Annotated in this window: 15 protein-coding genes; 1 reads left to right on the top strand and 14 read right to left on the bottom strand. The window is 66.6% G+C overall.

What is annotated here, in order from left to right; genetic code table 11:
* Positions 1-6: 6 nt before the first annotated feature.
* The 14 genes from pal to AC3WJE_RS18375 form a co-directional block, all read right to left on the bottom strand.
* Positions 7-519 carry a peptidoglycan-associated lipoprotein Pal gene (gene pal, locus AC3WJE_RS18440; RefSeq protein WP_493732284.1) on the bottom strand — a complete coding sequence of 171 codons (513 nt, stop codon included), beginning with the start codon at positions 517-519 and terminating at the stop codon, positions 7-9.
* Between the two features lie 59 nt (positions 520-578).
* Complete coding sequence (gene tolB / locus AC3WJE_RS18435; RefSeq protein ID WP_493732283.1) at positions 579-1898, bottom strand: Tol-Pal system beta propeller repeat protein TolB; 1320 nt, start codon at positions 1896-1898, stop codon at positions 579-581.
* Positions 1899-2027: 129 nt separating this feature from the next.
* The gene (tolA, locus tag AC3WJE_RS18430; RefSeq protein ID WP_493732306.1) at positions 2028-3086 is read right to left on the bottom strand and encodes a cell envelope integrity protein TolA; all 1059 of its coding nucleotides are present in this window, start codon (positions 3084-3086) and stop codon (positions 2028-2030) included.
* Entirely contained in the window at positions 3076-3522 is a 447-nt protein-coding gene (gene tolR / locus AC3WJE_RS18425; RefSeq protein ID WP_493732282.1) for a protein TolR, read from the bottom strand. The genes tolA and tolR overlap by 11 nt, the downstream gene beginning before the upstream one ends.
* Before the next feature lie 70 nt (positions 3523-3592).
* On the bottom strand, positions 3593-4372 hold the full coding sequence (gene tolQ, locus AC3WJE_RS18420; RefSeq protein ID WP_493732281.1) for a protein TolQ: 780 nt from the start codon (positions 4370-4372) through the stop codon (positions 3593-3595).
* A 10-nt stretch (positions 4373-4382) separates the two neighbouring features.
* Positions 4383-4835 carry a tol-pal system-associated acyl-CoA thioesterase gene (gene ybgC / locus AC3WJE_RS18415; RefSeq protein ID WP_493732280.1) on the bottom strand — a complete coding sequence of 151 codons (453 nt, stop codon included), beginning with the start codon at positions 4833-4835 and terminating at the stop codon, positions 4383-4385.
* A 72-nt stretch (positions 4836-4907) separates the two neighbouring features.
* Positions 4908-5936: a Holliday junction branch migration DNA helicase RuvB gene (ruvB, locus tag AC3WJE_RS18410; protein ID WP_493732279.1), complete on the bottom strand. Its 1029-nt coding sequence runs from the start codon at positions 5934-5936 to the stop codon at positions 4908-4910.
* Positions 5937-6087: 151 nt separating this feature from the next.
* Positions 6088-7992, bottom strand: a complete 1905-nt coding sequence (locus tag AC3WJE_RS18405; RefSeq protein WP_493732278.1) for a potassium transporter Kup — start codon at positions 7990-7992, stop codon at positions 6088-6090.
* Positions 7993-8040: 48 nt separating this feature from the next.
* A complete protein-coding gene (gene ruvA, locus AC3WJE_RS18400; RefSeq protein ID WP_493732277.1) occupies positions 8041-8628 on the bottom strand; it encodes a Holliday junction branch migration protein RuvA in 588 nt (195 codons plus the stop codon).
* A gap of 142 nt (positions 8629-8770) precedes the next feature.
* Entirely contained in the window at positions 8771-9292 is a 522-nt protein-coding gene (ruvC, locus tag AC3WJE_RS18395) for a crossover junction endodeoxyribonuclease RuvC (RefSeq protein ID WP_493732276.1), read from the bottom strand.
* 113 nt (positions 9293-9405) lie between these two features.
* Positions 9406-10137, bottom strand: coding sequence for a YebC/PmpR family DNA-binding transcriptional regulator (locus AC3WJE_RS18390; protein WP_493732275.1), 732 nt, complete (start codon positions 10135-10137; stop codon positions 9406-9408).
* A gap of 74 nt (positions 10138-10211) precedes the next feature.
* Positions 10212-10826 carry an alpha/beta fold hydrolase gene (locus tag AC3WJE_RS18385; protein ID WP_493732274.1) on the bottom strand — a complete coding sequence of 205 codons (615 nt, stop codon included), beginning with the start codon at positions 10824-10826 and terminating at the stop codon, positions 10212-10214.
* A gap of 173 nt (positions 10827-10999) precedes the next feature.
* Positions 11000-12130: an efflux RND transporter periplasmic adaptor subunit gene (locus tag AC3WJE_RS18380; RefSeq protein WP_493732273.1), complete on the bottom strand. Its 1131-nt coding sequence runs from the start codon at positions 12128-12130 to the stop codon at positions 11000-11002.
* Positions 12130-15330 (bottom strand): efflux RND transporter permease subunit, encoded by a 3201-nt coding sequence (locus AC3WJE_RS18375; RefSeq protein ID WP_493732272.1) that lies wholly within the window; start codon positions 15328-15330, stop codon positions 12130-12132. Before AC3WJE_RS18375 ends, AC3WJE_RS18380 begins: the two co-directional genes overlap by 1 nt.
* 257 nt (positions 15331-15587) lie before the next feature.
* Here AC3WJE_RS18375 and AC3WJE_RS18370 point away from each other — a divergent pair, with 257 nt between their 5' ends.
* Positions 15588-16523, top strand: coding sequence for an AraC family transcriptional regulator (locus AC3WJE_RS18370; protein WP_493732271.1), 936 nt, complete (start codon positions 15588-15590; stop codon positions 16521-16523).
* The last annotated feature ends 286 nt before the right edge of the window (positions 16524-16809 follow it).

Below are 16809 nucleotides of genomic sequence, written 5' to 3'. Positions count from 1 at the left end.
CGTCTATTACTTCGCGGTGTACACGATCTCGACGCGACGGTTCTGCGCCCAGGCTGCCTCGTTGGAGCCGGTGGCAACAGGACGCTCTTCGCCGTAGGAGACCACGGTCAGCTGGCTGGCCGAACCACCGTTGGCCTGCAGTGCCGAATTCACGGCATTGCCACGACGCTCACCCAGACCCAGGTTGTACTCGCGCGAGCCACGCTCGTCGGTATTGCCCTGCAGGGTGATGCGTGCGGACGGACGGTCACGCAGGTACTTGGCGTGGCAGGCAACGATGGCCTGGAACTCAGGCTTCACGGAATCCTGGTCGAAGTCGAAGTAAACGACGCGCTGACGCAGGCAGGCATCGGTATCGAGGTCGTCCGGACCGTACAGACCCGAAGTGGTCGGAGCCGTCGTAGCGGTCGGAGTGGTATCGACTGCAGCAGGCGGGGTTTCCTTGACCTTCTTCGCACAACCGGCCAGGGCGGCCACGGACAACAGAGAGACAAGCAGAACTCGGGTGGTCTTGTTCATGGCAATACCTTTTGTGGCTCCTAAGCCGATGAGGGGTTCAACGCAGCGGAATATTAACATTAATGCGCGCTACGGTAAGGGCCCCAGGAGGGCTCCCTCACGTCGCCATCGGCCAGCACCAGACGCTGGCGGACCCGCGCATCGGCGGATACTGCGTACAACACACCACGACCACCCTCACGGGCGGCGTACAACACCATGCTCGCGTTGGGCGCGAAACTCGGTGATTCGTCCAGAGAACCCGGCGACAACGTGCTCCAGCTCGGCGAGCCGAGGCTGCGGTCCATCATCGCGATCCGGTAGGTATTGCCGCTGCCCTGGGCGACGGCGATCTTCTTGCCGTCATACGAAACAGTGGCGGTAGCGTTGTAGTTGCCCTGGAAGGTCACCCGACTGGTCGAACCACCACTGGCCGGGACCTGATAGATCTGCGGGCGACCACCACGATCGGAAGTGAAGTAGATCGTGTTGCCATCCGGCGCCCAGGTCGGCTCGGTGTCGATGGCGACGTTGTTGGTCAACTGGGTCAGCTGCTTGCTCCCCAGGTCCATCACGTAGATCTCCGGGTTGCCGCTGCGCGAAAGCGCCAGCGCCAGGCGACGACCATCCGGCGAGAACGACGGAGCGCCATTGATGCCGCGGAAGCTGGACACCAGTTCGCGGGCACCGGTGGCGATGTCCTGCACGTAGATCGAGGAATTACCGCGCTCGAAGCTCACGTAGGCCAGCTTGCGGCCATCCGGACTCCAGTTCGGCGACAGCAGCGGCTCGGCCGAGCGCACGATGGTCTGCGGGTTGTAGCCATCCGAATCGGCCACCATCAGCGCATAGCGCATCGAACCACCGCTACCGGTGGCGGTGACATAGGCGATGCGGGTCCAGAACGCACCGCGCACGCCGGTGATCTTTTCGTAGATCGCGTCAGCCATCTGGTGGGAGACGTCACGCATCGCATTGGCGCGCGCGGTCATCGCCAGACCGAGCAGACGCTCGCCCTTGGCCACGTCGAACAGTTCGTACTCGACCCGATACGCGCCCTCGCCCGCATCCAGCACGCGGCCGACCACAAGGTAGTCCTGCTTCAGTGCGCGCCAGGTCGGGTACTGGACTTCGCTGCCACGCGTGGGCCGCTCGGTCATCTGCGCGGCCGGCAGGGTGCGGAACTGACCGGAGCGGTCTAGATCGGCGCCCACGACCTGGGAGACATCGGTCTGCGGCGCAGTGCCCGACCCCTGGTACGGCATCGGCACCACGGCCACCGGCGTGGCCGAGGCACTGCCGCCGACGATGTCGATGGTCAGTCCTTGCTGCTGCGCCGAAGCGGCAAACGGCAGCATCAGGGCGGTGAACACGGCTAGCCAGCGCGGCAGTTTCTTCATGGATCGCTCGGTGGGTCTGACGGGAAAGTGGGCAATGGATAGCAACTGGAGGGTGAACATTTTCGCAATCGTGAACAAATGATCGCGTGAAAACGCACAATTGCCTGACAGCCGGCGGGTGGAAACGCCTCAGCGGTCCTGCGCGGTGAAGTTGAAGTTCAGGTCGCGCGCAAACACCGACTCGAAGCCGCGGTACGGCAGCGGCTGGGCTCGCAGCACCGCCGCCTCGATCGAGCGCTTGCCGGCATCGTCGAACGGACAGTTCGGCGCGACCTCGGCCTGGATCACGGTACCACCCGGGACTTGCCGGATGTGGATGGTGCACTTCTGCCCCAGCGGCACCGAGTCCGGGCGAATCCACTGCGCCAGCACGGCCTGCTGGATCGCCGCGGCGTACTTGGCCGACAGGTCGTTGCTGGTACCGCCCGCGCCCGGCGCTGCCGTGGCATTGCTGGCAACCGCGCCGGAAGAAGCCTGCTGCGCCCGGGCAGCGGCGAGTTGCTTCAACTTCTGCTCGGCCAGATCGGCCTGCTTGGCGTCACGCGCCATCTGCGCTTCCAATTGCTCGCGCTGCTTGCGCAGTTCGGCCAGCTTCTTGTCGCGGTCGGCCTGCGCCTGGGCCTGCTGGTCGGCGATCTTCTTCTTTTCGGCGTCGTCCTGTTGCTGCTTGGCCAGGCGCCGCTGCTGCTCGGCTTCTTCCTGGCGCTTGCGCTCGGTCAGGTCGACCTGCTCCTGGCGACGCTTGGCCTCCTGCTCCTGCTTGGCCTTCTCTTGCGACTCGGCCAGCGCACTGACCTGCTCCTGATCGACGGTGTCCGGCTGGGCGATGCGCTCCTGCGCATTGGCCTGCTGCGGTGTCGGCGCATCCTGCGGGCGCGGCTCGGGGATCGGCTGCGGCGGCGGAACGGTGTCCTCGGGCGCAGCTTGCGGCACCGGTGCCGGCGGCGTGAACGGCTGCGCCTCGGCTTTCAGCGCCTGACGGGCGACGCGCGCATCGGCGGCGGACACGTCCAGGCTCGCCTCCAGCGACGGATTGCCGGCGGCGGCATCGGTGCTGCGCTCGGGCGACCACAGCCAGGCCACGGTGAATACCAGCAGCACCAGGAGGTGGACCAGCAGCGCGAACAGGACCGGACGGACCCAGTCACCTTCGCGCGGAGCCTGCGGGGGAAGTGCGTCAGCGTGCATTGCCACCGGGATTGCCACCGGAATCCGAAATCAGGCCCACTTTCTCGACCTTGGCCTGCTTGATCGCGTCGATCGCGTCCATGATCTTCTGGTAGGAGGCGGCGCCATCGCCCGCCACCACCACGCGTACGTTCTTGTCCTGCGCGACGATCGCGGCCAGCTGCGCCTGCAAGGTAGCCGCGTCCATCTCCTGCGGCTTGCCCTTCGGCAGTTGCAGGCCGAGCTGTCCGTCAGGCTTCACGGTCACCACGATCGGATCGGACTTGCTCTCCAGCGCCTTGGCGCGTGAGGTCGGCAGGTTGACGTCGGTACTCAGCGTGAGCAGCGGCGCGGTGACCATGAAGATGATCAGCAACACCAGCATCACGTCGATGTACGGCACGACGTTGATCTCGGATTTGAGCTTGCGCTTCTTGCGGCGGGAAATGCCGGACATCATGGCGGGAGCTTCCTAGTTAACCTCCCGCACATGGACGTGCGGGCTTTTGCGAGGGACTCGCGTCATTTCATTCATCGGCGCCGGTCTGGCGCTGCAGGATCGAGCTGAACTCGTCGGCGAAGGTGTCGTAGCGCACCGACAGCCGCTCGACGCGGGTGGTGAAGCGGTTGTAGGCCCACACCGCCGGGATCGCCACGAACAGGCCGATCGCGGTGGCGAACAGGGCCTCGGAGATGCCCGGCGCGACCGAGGCGATACCGGCCTGCTCACCGCTGCTGACCATGTCGTGCATGGTCACCATGATGCCGAACACGGTACCGACCAGGCCGACGTACGGCGCGGTCGAGCCGATGTTGGCCAGCAACTCCAGGCTGCGCTCGAGCTGGTCGACCTCGCGGGCGAAGGTCACGCGCATGGCGCGCTGGGCGCTTTCCAGCTGGGCCCGACCATCCAGGCGACGGCGGTCGCGCAGACGCGAGAACTCGCGGTAGCCGGCCTCGAAGATCGCCTCGGTGCCGACGACGCTGCGATTGCGGTCGGTGGCAGCCGAGTACAGCTTGCCCAGGTCGGCGCCGGACCAGAACCGGTTCTCGAACTCCTCGACCTCGCGATTGGCCTGCTTGAAGGCGCGCGCCTTGCGGAAAATGATCACCCAGCTGATGAACGAGCCGACCAGCAACAGCAGCACGATGATCTTGACCGGGATGCTTGCGCGCGCGATCAGCTCGAGGTAATTGATGCTGCCGGTGTGGGCGACCGTGGCGGTCTGCGCGGCAGCGCTGGTGACTTCCTGCGGCAGTGCTTCCACCACCGTATCCTGCAGGGCCAGGAGCAATGCGATCGACATCCGTCTTTCCTCAGTCTTCGAGTTCTTGGTTTTCCAGGGTCTTCAACACGTCATACAGCGCACCATCCATGGCGCACGGCCGGAAACTTGCCGCACCGAGCGCCGCGATCCGCACGCTGGCGGTCGTCAGCAGCTCCCCGCCGCAGTGGATTGCCTGGAAGAACTCCAGGCTGGCCCGCTTGCAACGGCGCAGCACTACCGAAACATCCAGAGCATCGTCGAGCCGCGCCGGTCTGAGGAAGTCCAATTCCATCGAACGCACCGCGAACACGAGGTCGTGCTCCTGCCGCATACGCTCCTGACCATAGCCCAATGCGCGCATCCACTCGGTGCGCGCCCGCTCCATGAAGGCCACATAGCGCGCGTGGTAGACCACGCCACCAGCGTCGGTATCTTCCCAGTAGACGCGTGTCGGCCAACTGAATCGGGAATGGGGAATCGAGAATCGGGGATCGGAAGTCAAGAGCGGCACTCCAGCAGCCGACTCATTATCGTGGAAAAGCCCCGTCCCGGAAGCAGGAAATCAGAACAGCGCCTACGATTCTCCATTCCCGATTCCCGATTCCCCCATCCTGGGCGTGAGCCCGAGGTGTAGATAAGCCTTGCGCGTGGCCATGCGTCCACGCGCGGTACGCACCAGGAAGCCCTGCTGGATCAGGTAGGGCTCGATCACGTCCTCGATCGTGCCGCGCTCTTCCGACAGCGAGGCGGCCAGCGACTCGACCCCGACCGGGCCGCCGTCGAAGTGGTCGATGATGGTGTGCAGCAGGCGCCGATCCAGTTCGTCGAAGCCTTCCGGGTCGACCTTGAGCATCGCCATCGCCGACTGGGCAATGGCGCGATCGATACTGCCGTTGGCCCGCACCTGGGCGTAATCGCGCACCCGCCGCAGCAGGCGGTTGGCGATGCGCGGGGTGCCGCGCGCGCGGCGCGCGATCTCGTTGGCGCCCTCGCCGGTGCAGTCGATGCCGAGGATCGCGGCCGAGCGGGTCACGATCCGGGTCAGCTCCTCGGGCGAATAGAACTCCAGGCGCTGGACGATGCCGAAGCGGTCGCGCAGCGGCGCGGTCAGCAGGCCGGCGCGGGTGGTGGCACCGATCAGGGTGAACGGCGGCAGGTCGATCTTGATCGAGCGCGCGGCCGGGCCCTCGCCGATCATGATGTCGATCTGGAAATCCTCCATCGCCGGGTACAGCACTTCCTCGACCACGGGCGAGAGGCGATGGATCTCATCGACGAACAGCACGTCGTGCGGCTGCAGGTTGGTCAGCAAGGCCGCCAGATCACCGGCCTTCTCGATCACCGGGCCGGAGGTGGTGCGCAGATTGACCCCGAGCTCGTTGGCGATCACGTGGCTCAAGGTGGTCTTGCCCAGGCCGGGCGGCCCGAAGATCAGTACGTGGTCGAGCGCCTCGCCGCGGCTCTTGGCCGCTTCGATATAGATCGACAGCTGCTCGCGCACCGGCACCTGCCCGAGGTAATCGGCCAGGCGCTTGGGACGGATGCTGGCATCCGCTGCCGCGTCTTCGCGGGTGGAACTGCTGTCGATGATGCGGTCGGTCATAGGGGGGCCGGAGACCGGAGGCCAGAGGCCAGGGGCCAAGGATGGATCCGGGCGACAGAGATCATGGTCTGCATTGGAAATGCATTGTAGAGAGTCTGAAGATTCATTTCTGACCTCTGGTCCCTGGCCCCTGACCTCCGGCCTCCGCCGCTCAGATCTCCACCTGCGCGCCCAGCTCGACCAACCGGTTGCCCGGGATGCGGAAGAAGGCGTTGGCCGGCGCGGCATTGCGATGCATCAGCGCGAACAGCTTGTCGCGCCAGATCGGCATGCCGCGGTTGGCGCTGGCCACCACGGTCTCGCGACTGACGAAGAAGGTGGTGTCCATCGGATCGAAGTAGATGCCGCCGGCATCGCACGAGCGCATCAGCGCCAGCGGCACGTCCGGGGTCTCCATGAAGCCGAAGCGGACGTAGACGCGATAGAACTCGTCGCCGATCGACTCGATCTTCAGGCGCTGCCCGGCCGCTGCGTGCGGCACCTGCAGCGTCTCCACGGTCAGGAACACGTTGCGCTCGTGCAGCACCTTGTTGTGCTTGAGGTTGTGCATCAACGCGTGCGGCACCACCATCGGATCGGCGGTCAGGAACACCGCGGTGCCGGACACGCGCACCGGCGGTGCCAGCATCAGCCCCGGCAGGAAGCTGTCGATGCGGATGCCGTCCTTGCGGATCTCCTCGCGCAGCAGCGCGCGACCGCGACGCCAGGTGCGCATCAGGGTGAACATCACCACGCCGAGCAGCAGCGGGAACCAGGCGCCATCCAGGAACTTGATGATGTTGGCGTAGAAGAATGCGCAATCCACCGCCAGGAACACCGTGGCCAGCGCCCACAACGCCACGCGCGGCACCCGCGGATTGGCGCGGGCGTAGATGATCATCAGCACGGTGGTGATCAGCATGGTGCCGGTGACCGACACGCCATAGGCGGTGGCCAGCGATGTCGAGTCGCCGAAGCCGATCACCGCCACGATCACCATTCCCAGCAGGGTCCAGTTGACCGCCGGCACGTAGATCTGCCCGATCGTGGATTGCGAGGTATGGCGAATGCTCATGCGCGGGATGTAACCCAGCTGCATCGCCTGGCTGGACACCGAATAGGCGCCGGTGATCAGCGCCTGCGAGGCGATCACGGTGGCCGCGGTGGCCAGCACGATGGTCGGATACAGCGCCCAGCCCGGCACCGCCTCGTAGAACGGATTGCTGACCGCGGCCGGGTTGCGCAGCACCAGTGCGCCCTGCCCCAGGTAGGTCAGGGTCAGCATCGGCAGCACCACGAAGTTCCAGGAGCGGCGGATCGCACGCGGGCCGAAGTGGCCCATGTCCGCGTACAACGCCTCGCCACCGGTCACCGCCAGCACCACCGCACCCAGCACGAACACCGCGTGCCAGTTGTGCTCCATGAAGAAGCGCACGCCCCACCACGGGTTCAGCGCGTACAGCACTTCCGGCGCCTGCACCAGGTTGTAGATGCCGATCGCGCCCAGCGCCATGAACCAGACCAGGGTGATCGGTCCGAACGCCTTGCCGACCCGCTCGGTACCGAAGCGCTGCGCGACGAACAGCACGATCAGCACCACCAGCGTGATCGGCACCACGAACGGTTCCAGTTGCGGGGCGGCGATCTCAAGCCCCTCCACCGCCGACAGCACCGAGATGGCCGGGGTGATCACGCCATCGCCGAAGAACAGCGAGGCGCCGAAGATGCCGAGGATGCCGACCACATAGACCGAGCGGGTGCCGCCCGGCAGGGTGCGCTGGGCCAATGCGGTCAGCGCCATGATGCCGCCTTCGCCCTCGTTGTCGGCGCGCATGATGATGGCGACGTACTTGAGCGTCACCACCAGCATCAGCGCCCAGAAGATCAGCGACAGGATGCCCAGCACGGTGTCGTGGTCGGCGGTCAACCCGTAATGAGGCGAGAACGCCTCCTTGAGCGTGTACAGCGGGCTGGTGCCGATGTCACCGAACACCACGCCGATCGTCGCCAGCATGACGGTCCAGCCGCTCTTGGAAGAGGTAGCGGCAGCGTGGCCGGAAGAGGGGGGCTTGGACATGGAGGCAGGGTAGCGCGTGGGCCGTGGAGAAATAGGAAAGGGTTCGCGTCAGCGCAGCGCGGACTGCAGCGCTTTGCGAATCACGCTGGCGACGTCGTCGCCTTCGCTGGAGGCGTCACGGGCCATCCTGGCCGCCTCGGCGGGCTTGTAGCCCAACTGCTGCAGGGCCACCGTGGCTTCGGAGACGGCATCGGTACCGAGCTGTCCGCTGATCGGCGCGCCGCCGCCGCCGAAATCGGCGGCGCGGTCCTTCAGTTCGACCACCATGCGCTCGGCGGTTTTCTTGCCGATGCCGGGAATACGTGTCAGCGCGGTGACATCGCCGGTCTGGATCAGCCGCGCGAACTCGTCCACGCTCGCGCCCGACAGCACCGCCAGCGCGATCTTGGCGCCGATGCCGGAGACCTTCTGTACATCGCGGAACAACCTTCGCTCGCCCTCGCGCAGGAAGCCGTACAGCGCAACGCTGTCCTCCTTCTGCGCGTAATGGGTGAACAGTGTGACCTCGCGACCGAGATCGGGCAGGTCATAGAAGGTGCTCATCGGCGCCTCCAGCTCGTAACCGACACCACCGACGTCGATCACCAACCACGGCGGCTGCTTGTGGGCGAGGATCCCGCGCAGACGGCCGATCATGGCCGCGTCCTTTGGACGCGGTGGGATTCGGGATTGGGGATTGGGGATTCGTGGGGCAAGAGCGATGCAAATCCGCCGTTGCGGCTTTCCACAGCCGGACGGCTGGTCATCCCCAATCCCCAATCCCCAATCCCGGCTCCACTCATTTCCTACTCCAAGCCTGTCCAGTGTTCACGCCCAACCGTTGCGCGGTCGTGCGCACGTGTGCGTGGGTGATCGCCACGGCCAGCGCGTCGGCGGCGTCGGCCTGCAGCTTGCCTTTCAGGTTGAGCATGACACCGACCATGTGTTGCACCTGGACCTTGTCGGCACTGCCCTTGCCGACCAGTGCCAGCTTCACTTCCTTGGCCGCGTATTCGTGCACCGGCAGGTCGCGCAGCACCACCGCGCTGATCGCCGCGCCGCGCGCCTGGCCGAGCTTGAGGGCCGAGTCTGCGCTCTTGCCGACGAACACCCGCTCGATCGCGACCTCGTCCGGACGGTATTCCTCGATCAACGCCGACAACCCATGCAGCAGCCGCTTCAGGCGCTGGGCGAAGTCGCCCTCACCCAGCAGCACCAGCGGCAGATGATGGACATGGCGAGTACGCCCCGCCTCATCGACGTCGATGATGCCGACCCCGGTGCGCTGCGAGCCGGGATCGATGCCTAGGATGCGGGTCATGGAAAGGCCGTGATTCGTGATTCGTGATGGGGGATTCGTAAAAGATCCACACTGGCGCAGATCGGCCGCTTTTGCGAATCACCCATCACGAATCACGAATCCCGGGAGCGCCGTCAGGCGCTCCCCAAAGAACCCTGATCGACGTTGGAATACACGTCCTGCACGTCATCCAGGTCTTCCAGCATGTCCAGCAGCTTGCGCACCTGAAGCGCGGTGTCGCCGTCCACGGCGATGTCATTGTCGGCGCGGAAGGTGATCTCGGCGTGGGCCGGGGCCAGGCCGGCGGCGGTCATGGCGTCCTTGACCGGGGAGAACGCCTCGGGTGCGGTCAGCACGTCGAGGGCGCCGTCTTCCGGGTAGACCATCACGTCGTCGGCACCAGCTTCGATCGCCGCCTCGGTGACCTGGTCTTCATTGGCGCCGGCGACATAGCTCAGCACACCCAGGCGCTTGAACATGAAGGACACCGAGCCCTCGGTGCCCATGTTGCCGCCGCACTTGGAGAAGGCGTGGCGGACGTCGGCGACGGTGCGCACACGGTTGTCGGTCAGGCAGTCGACGATCACCGCCACGCCGCCGGGGGCATAGCCCTCGTAGCGCACTTCCTCGTACTCGACGCCTTCCAGCTCGCCGGTGGCTTTCTTGATCGCGCGCTCGATCACGTCCTTGGACATGTTCGCGCCCAGCCCCTTGTCCATCGCCACGCGCAGGCGCGGGTTGTTGGACGGGTCGCCGCCGCCAGCGCGCGCAGCCACGCCGATCTCGCGGATGATCTTGGTGAAAACCTTGCCACGCTTGGCGTCAGACGCATTCTTGCGGGCTTCGATCGAAGGGCCTCTACCCATGGGCTTACCGGTCTTGCTTGGATGACAGGGCGCGGATTCTACCCGATTGCCCGCCCTGCCCTCCGCCAGCCGGCTCAGGCGCCGAAACGCCCCTCATGCAGGAACCTCACCGTCTGGCGGGCCGCGGCCGGCGAAAACACCAGCCCGGTATGGCTGGCATCCACCACGCAATGGTCGGTCAGCCCGGGCAACCGGGTTTCGGCCAGCGCGACGGTGCCGTCGGAGTCGCCGAGGTCCGCAAACAGCCGCCCGATGCCCGCGGCGTGGGTGCCGGCGACCATGCCGACCGGCACCGGGCGGGTCCAGGGCGCGAGTCCTTGCAGTAACAGCGCACGGCTGCGTCCCAGCGCCCAGGCGCAACTGCGGTGCTGGCTCAATGCGCGTGCGGTCGCGCTACCCAGCAGCGGGCTGCCGAGGCAGACGATCCGCTCCACCGTGGGCCCGCCGCCGCGCCGGACGGTCTCCAGCGAGACCAGCCCGCCGAGGCTATGGCCGACCAGCGACAGCGGCCGGTCACCGAGCCGTGCAAGTTGCCGTGAAAAAGCCTCCACCGCCACATCGGGGCCGTCGATGGCACCGTAATAGCCGAACAGGCGCGTCTCGAAGCCTTGCCGGCGCAGGCGCATCGATAGCGGCAGCATCCAGCACGCGGGATTCCAGATGCCATGAAGCAGTACGACCAGCGGCATGCGATCAGGCAACAGGAAGGGGCATTCAGACTAAGGAATACACCACAGCCCTGGCAATTCGTACTGGCAAGCCGTACTGACAATCGTAGGAGCGGCGTCAGCCGCGAGAGGCTTTCCTGGGAGGCCCCCTCGCGGCTTACGCCGCTCCTACAGGGGAATGCCGTTGGACTGCGCTACTGCGCAGGCGGCTTCTTGACTGCCACCTTGGTGCCATCGGCCAGCAGCGCATTGGGCGCCATCACCACCGCATCGCCCGCAGCCACGCCGGACAGCACTTCGATCTCGTTGCCGAGGTTGCGCCCCAGCACGACCGCCGTGTAATTCACCTGACCGTCCGCGCCCACCCGCGCCACCTTCGGAGTGGCGCCGTCCTGCACCACCGCCGCCAACGGCAGCACCACGGCCGGCGCGGCGCGCGGCACGCTCAGGCGTACCTGCCCCACCATCCCGGCCGGAATCCGGTTATCCGGATTGGGCAGGCGCAGTTCCACGCGCATGCCACCGGCGTCCTCGGAGATGCGTTGCGCGCTGCGTACCACTTCGGCGTCGAAGTTCTGGCCCGGCAGCTCCGGGAAGGTCACCTGCGCGCGCAGCCCGGGGCGCACCTGCAAGGTGGCGCTCTGCGGCACGTCCACCGCGATGCGCAGCGGATCGAGCGCGTCGATGCGGAACATCGGCACCGTGGCCGAGGCGGTATCGCCGACCACGCGATCACCCAGATCGACATTGCGTGCACTGACCACCCCATCGAACGGTGCGCGCACGCTGGCGAAACCCTGTCGCTCGCGCGCACTGGCCAGTTGCGCGCGTGCGGCCTCCAGCGCCGCCTGCGCGGCGTCGCGTGCCCCGAGGCGGCTGCTGTAGTCCTCGCGCGAGATCAACTGGGTGCGCAGCATCGCGGCGGCGCGCTCGTAGTTGCCGCGTGCCAGCACCAGCTCGGCATCGGCCTGGGCGACGTCGGCCTGTGCCTGGCGCACCGCCTGGTCGATTTCCGGCGCGGCAATCGTCGCCAGTACCTCTCCTGCCTTGACGCGATCACCCAGATCCACCCGGCGCGAACCGACCAGTCCTGTGGCGCGAGCGAACACCTGCGCGGTCTGCCCGGCCTGGGCACGTGCGGGCAGTACCAGCACGTAGTCGGCATCCGCTGGACGCGCCTTGACCAGCGAAACCTCCGGTACCACCGCGGACTCCGGCATCGCGCGGCTCTTTTCGCAGCCGGCCAGCAACGCACAGGCGGCGATCAGCACCGGTACCGCGCCAACCACCAGGAACGAACGGGACATGAGCTGGGGGGTGTTCATCAGACGACTCCTTCACCGCCGGCCGGCAGGCCGTCGGTGGTGGTTGCGGCCGCAGCGATGCGGCGATTGTGGCGGCGACCGAGCACGGCCAGGATCGAGGGCACCAGCAGCAGGGTGGCCGGCGTACCGAACAGCAGGCCGCCGATCACCGCGCGACCCAGCGGGGCGTTCTGCTCGCCGCCCTCGCCCAGCCCCAGCGCCATCGGCACGATGCCGAGCACCATCGCGCTGGCGGTCATCAGTACCGGTCGCAGGCGTACCGCCGCGGCCTCGTAGGCGGCCCGTTCGGGATCATGGCCCTCGGCGATCAGATTGCGCGCGAAACTGGTCACCAACACGCTGTTGGCGGTGGATACGCCGATCACCATCATCACGCCCATCAGCGCGGGCACGCTGAGCGGAGTGCCGGTGACGAACAGCGCAACTGCCGCGCCGGCGATCGCCAGCGGCAGGCCGGACATCGCCACCAGCGGCTGGATCCAGGACTGGAAGTTGACCACCAGCACCAGGAACACCAGCACCGCCGCCATCAGCAGCCCCGAGCCCAGCTCGCCGTAAGCGCTCTGCATCTCGCCGGCCTGGCCGACGATCTCGATGCGGTTGCCGGGTTTCAGGCGCCCGCGCATCTCGGCGGTGATCTTCTGCAGGTCGGCGTAGACGCCGCCAAGGTCGCGCCCTTGCACATTGGCGATCACGCTGACGGTCGGCGCCATCATCACCCGGCCGACACTGGCCGGCACCGTGCGCGGAGTGACGGTCGCGATGTTCCGCAGCAGCACGCTGGAACCGGCGGCGCCGATCCGCAGCGGCGTGTTGAGCAATGCGTCGATCCCGGCCAGATCCGAGGGCAGCACCTGCAACTGCACCGTGTACGACGTCGCGGTGGCCTGCTCGACCCAGTACACCGGCGTCACCGTACCCGACGAACCCAGCACCGCCAGCACCGCGCGGCTGGCGTCCTGCGCGCTGATGCCGAGCTGGGCGGCACGGCTGCGATCGATGGCGATGTGGTACTCGGGCAGATCCAGCACCTGCCGCACCATTACGTCGGTAGCTCCAGGCACCTGCTGCAGGCGTGGCACCAGTCCGCGCGCCAGTGCCAGGTTGCCAGCGGCATCGCGCCCGTTGAAGCGCACTTCCAGCGCGCCCACCGCCGAGCCGGCCAGGGTGCGACCGGTCGCATCCGGCGGGCGCTCGAACACATGCACGTCGGGGAAGCGCTCGGCGATGCGCGCACGGATCTTCTTCAGATACTCGGCGGTGGGCGCATGCGGGGTGCGCAGCTGCAGCATCAGCTCGGCCTCGAACGAACCGACCACCGCGCTGTCCACCCAGGCGAGGTTGACCGCGTCGGGGATGCCGATCTGCTCGTAGACGGTCTGCAACTCGTTGGCGGGAATGATCTGGCGGATCTCGCGCTGGATCTGCGCCAGCCGCTGCGCGGTCTGCTCCAATCGCGTGCCCGACGGCAGCCGCACCTGCAAGCGCAGCTGCCCGGCATCGACCTGCGGGAAATACTCGCGGCCGAGCAACGTCGCCGCACCGCCGCCCAGCGCCAGCAGCACCAGCGCGGCCAGCGCCAGTACCCCGCCGTGGTGGCCAAGCCGATACAGCAATGCGTGGTGGCGTTCGCGCAACCATTCCAGCGCGTGCTCCATGCGGTGATGCAGGGCCAGCAGCGCGCGCTCGATCGCCCAACGCGGCTGCGCCCGGCTGCGGATGTCAGCCGGCAGCAGCAGGTAGCACAACACAGGGATCAGCGAACGCGAGAGCAGGAACGAGGCCAGCATCGCGAAGATCACCGCCAGCGCCAGCGGTGTGAACACCCACGACGACAGCCCGGTCATCAGCAGGATCGGGGTCAGCACGATGCAGATCGACACGGTCGAGACGAACTCGGGGAACACCACCTCGCCGGCACTGTCGAGGATCGCCCTGCGCACGTCCTTGCCCATCGCGATATGGCGGTTGGTGTTCTCCACGTCCACCACCGCGTTGTCGACCAGGATGCCGATCGCCAGCGCCAGCCCGCCCAGGGTCATCACGTTGAAGGTGTAGCCGAGCAGGTGCAGCACGGTCACCGAGGTCAGCAGCGCCAGCGGGATTGCCGAGAGCACGATCACGCTCGATCGCCAGGAGCCGACGAACACCAACACCACCGCCGCCACCAGCAGGCCGACCAGGATCGCCTCATGCCGGATCGAGCCGATCGCGTTGTCGACGAACACCGACTGGTCGAAGATCGGTTCGATGCGTGTGCCCGGCGGCGCCGAGGCGATGATCTCCGGCAAGCGCTCGCGCACCTGATGCACGATTTCCACCGCCGAGGCGCCCCCCATCTTGATCAGCGCCACCGACACCGCGCTGGCGCCGTCCAGTCGCGCGATGTTGGTCTGCAGCGCACCGCCGTCACGCACGCTGGCCACGTCGCGCACATAGATCACGTTGCCGCCGCGACTGGTGATCGGCAGGTCGAGGAAGCCGGCCGCGCTTTCCGGGCTGGTCTCCAGCGAGATCTGCATCTCGCGCACGCCTTCGCGGATGGTGCCCGAGGGCAGCGTCGGGCTGCCGCGCTCCAGTGCGCCGGTCACGTCCTGCGGGGTGAGGCCGTAGGTCTGCAATGCCTCCGGCTTGAGATCGACCATCACCTGGCGCGCCGCGCCGCCGTACGGCAGGGTCATGCGGATGCCGGGGATCGACTGGATCTGCGAGCGCAACTGCAGGCGTGCGTAGTCGTACAGCTGCGCCTCGCTCATCGAGTCCGACGACAGCACCAGTTGCAGCACCGGCGTGCTGGACACGTTGTTGCGCACCACCAGCGGCGGCGAGGTACCCGGAGGCATGCGTCGCAGGATGGTCTGCGAGACTGCGGTCATCTGCGCCAGCGCACGCTCCAGATTGACCCCGGGCTGGAAGTCGGCGCGCACGATGCCGATGCCGTTGAGGCTTTCCGAGCGCACTTCCTTGAGGTCATCGACGTTGTTCATCACCGAAATTTCGGAGAACGAGGTCAACTTGGCCGCCATCTCCGCCGCCGGCAGACCGCCATAGGTCCAGATCAGATTGACCGAGGGGATGCCGACCTCGGGCAGGATGTCGGTGGGCATGCGCCGCGCCGACTGGATCCCGAACAACAGGATCAGAATGGCAAGCACGCCAATGGTGTAACGACGCGACAAGGCGTACTGGACGATCCACATGCGGACAGCTCCGTGGGGTATGAAGGGCGAGCGGTTCGCGAGCGCCGATGATGTGCGCCGCCAGACCCCTGCCACAAGATGCCCACGCGGAACGCTGCCGCGCGGCGATCACAACAGACTCTCCGAAATCGTCGTTCGGACGCTTGCCCGTTGCTGCCGAATGATTGCCTGATCCTGCAAAATCGACTCGCGCCCCCGCCTTCCTGCGCTTACTCTCCAGACAATCGCCGCAAGCCTGCGCCGTCCGCGGAAGTCTCATGACCATCCCTTCCCCCTCCGAACTGATCGCCCAGCACTCGGTCAGCGCCCCGCTGGCCGAACTGACCGACCGGATTGCCCGATTGACCGCCAGCCGCGAGGGCCTCCACCACACCGCCCTGCCACCGCTGCAGTTGATGCGGATCGATGCCCCGACCGCCTGCGTGCCGGCGGTCTACGAGCCACGGCTGTGCCTGGTGGTCCAGGGCAGCAAGACCGCCACCCTGGGCGAATTCCACTACCGCTACGACCCGCTGCACTATCTGGTGGTGTCGATGACCCTGCCGATGATCGGCCAGGTGATCGAGGCCAGCCCGGACAAGCCTTACCTGTGCCTGCGCCTGGACATCGACCCGGAAGACATCACCCGACTGCTGCTGGACAGCGCCGAGAGCGACAACGACGACAAGGGCAGCGCCTGCGCCGCCTACGCCGCGCGGGTCAGCACCCCGCTGCTGGACGCGGTACTCCGGCTGATGCGCCTGCTCGACAGCCCCGAAGACCTGCGGGTACTGGCACCGATGGCGATCCGCGAGATCTTCTACCGCGTATTGCAGGGCGACCTGGGCGGACACCTGCGCGCATTGGCGGTCAACGACGGCCAGCATCAACGCGTCGTCCAGGCAGTGGCGCTGTTGCGCCGTCATTACCTGGAACCGCTGCGGGTCGAAGCCCTGGCACGCGCGGTCCACATGAGCGTCTCGGCCCTGCACCACAGCTTCAAGGCCGCCACCGCGATGTCACCGCTGCAGTACCAGAAGCAACTGCGATTGCACGAAGCACGCCGACTGATGCTGTTCGACGGCCTGGAAGCGGCCGTAGCCGCGCACCGGGTCGGCTACGAGAGCCCCTCGCAGTTCAGCCGCGAGTACAAGCGCCTGTTCGGCGCACCGCCGCGCACCGAGGTGGCGCAGGTTCTTCCTGCAAGTCGTTGAGCAACGGCAACCCGGACGAATCGGCGATGAAAGACTGAGTACTGCTTTGCTTTTGCGGTTGCCATTGCTTTGGCTGTGGCCCTGCTTTTGCCGTTGCCTTTGCTCGTGATTTTGCCTTTGCTGTTGCCTTGGACTTTGACTTACCCGGGGCCCCTGCCGCAGCGGCGGAGACGGCGGGAAAAATCCGAAGGGCGACGTGCATGGATGCACGTCGTTTTCTGCCGCGGCATGGATGCCGCGTCAGAAAATCCCGTCGGCTCCGCGGACCCGTAGCGAAGCGAAGGGC

This window comes from Pseudomonas sp. GW821-FHT07E12, assembly GCF_058986605.1.
Note: the sequence above shows the minus strand (reverse complement) of the source record. Positions and strands in the feature narration are given on the sequence as shown.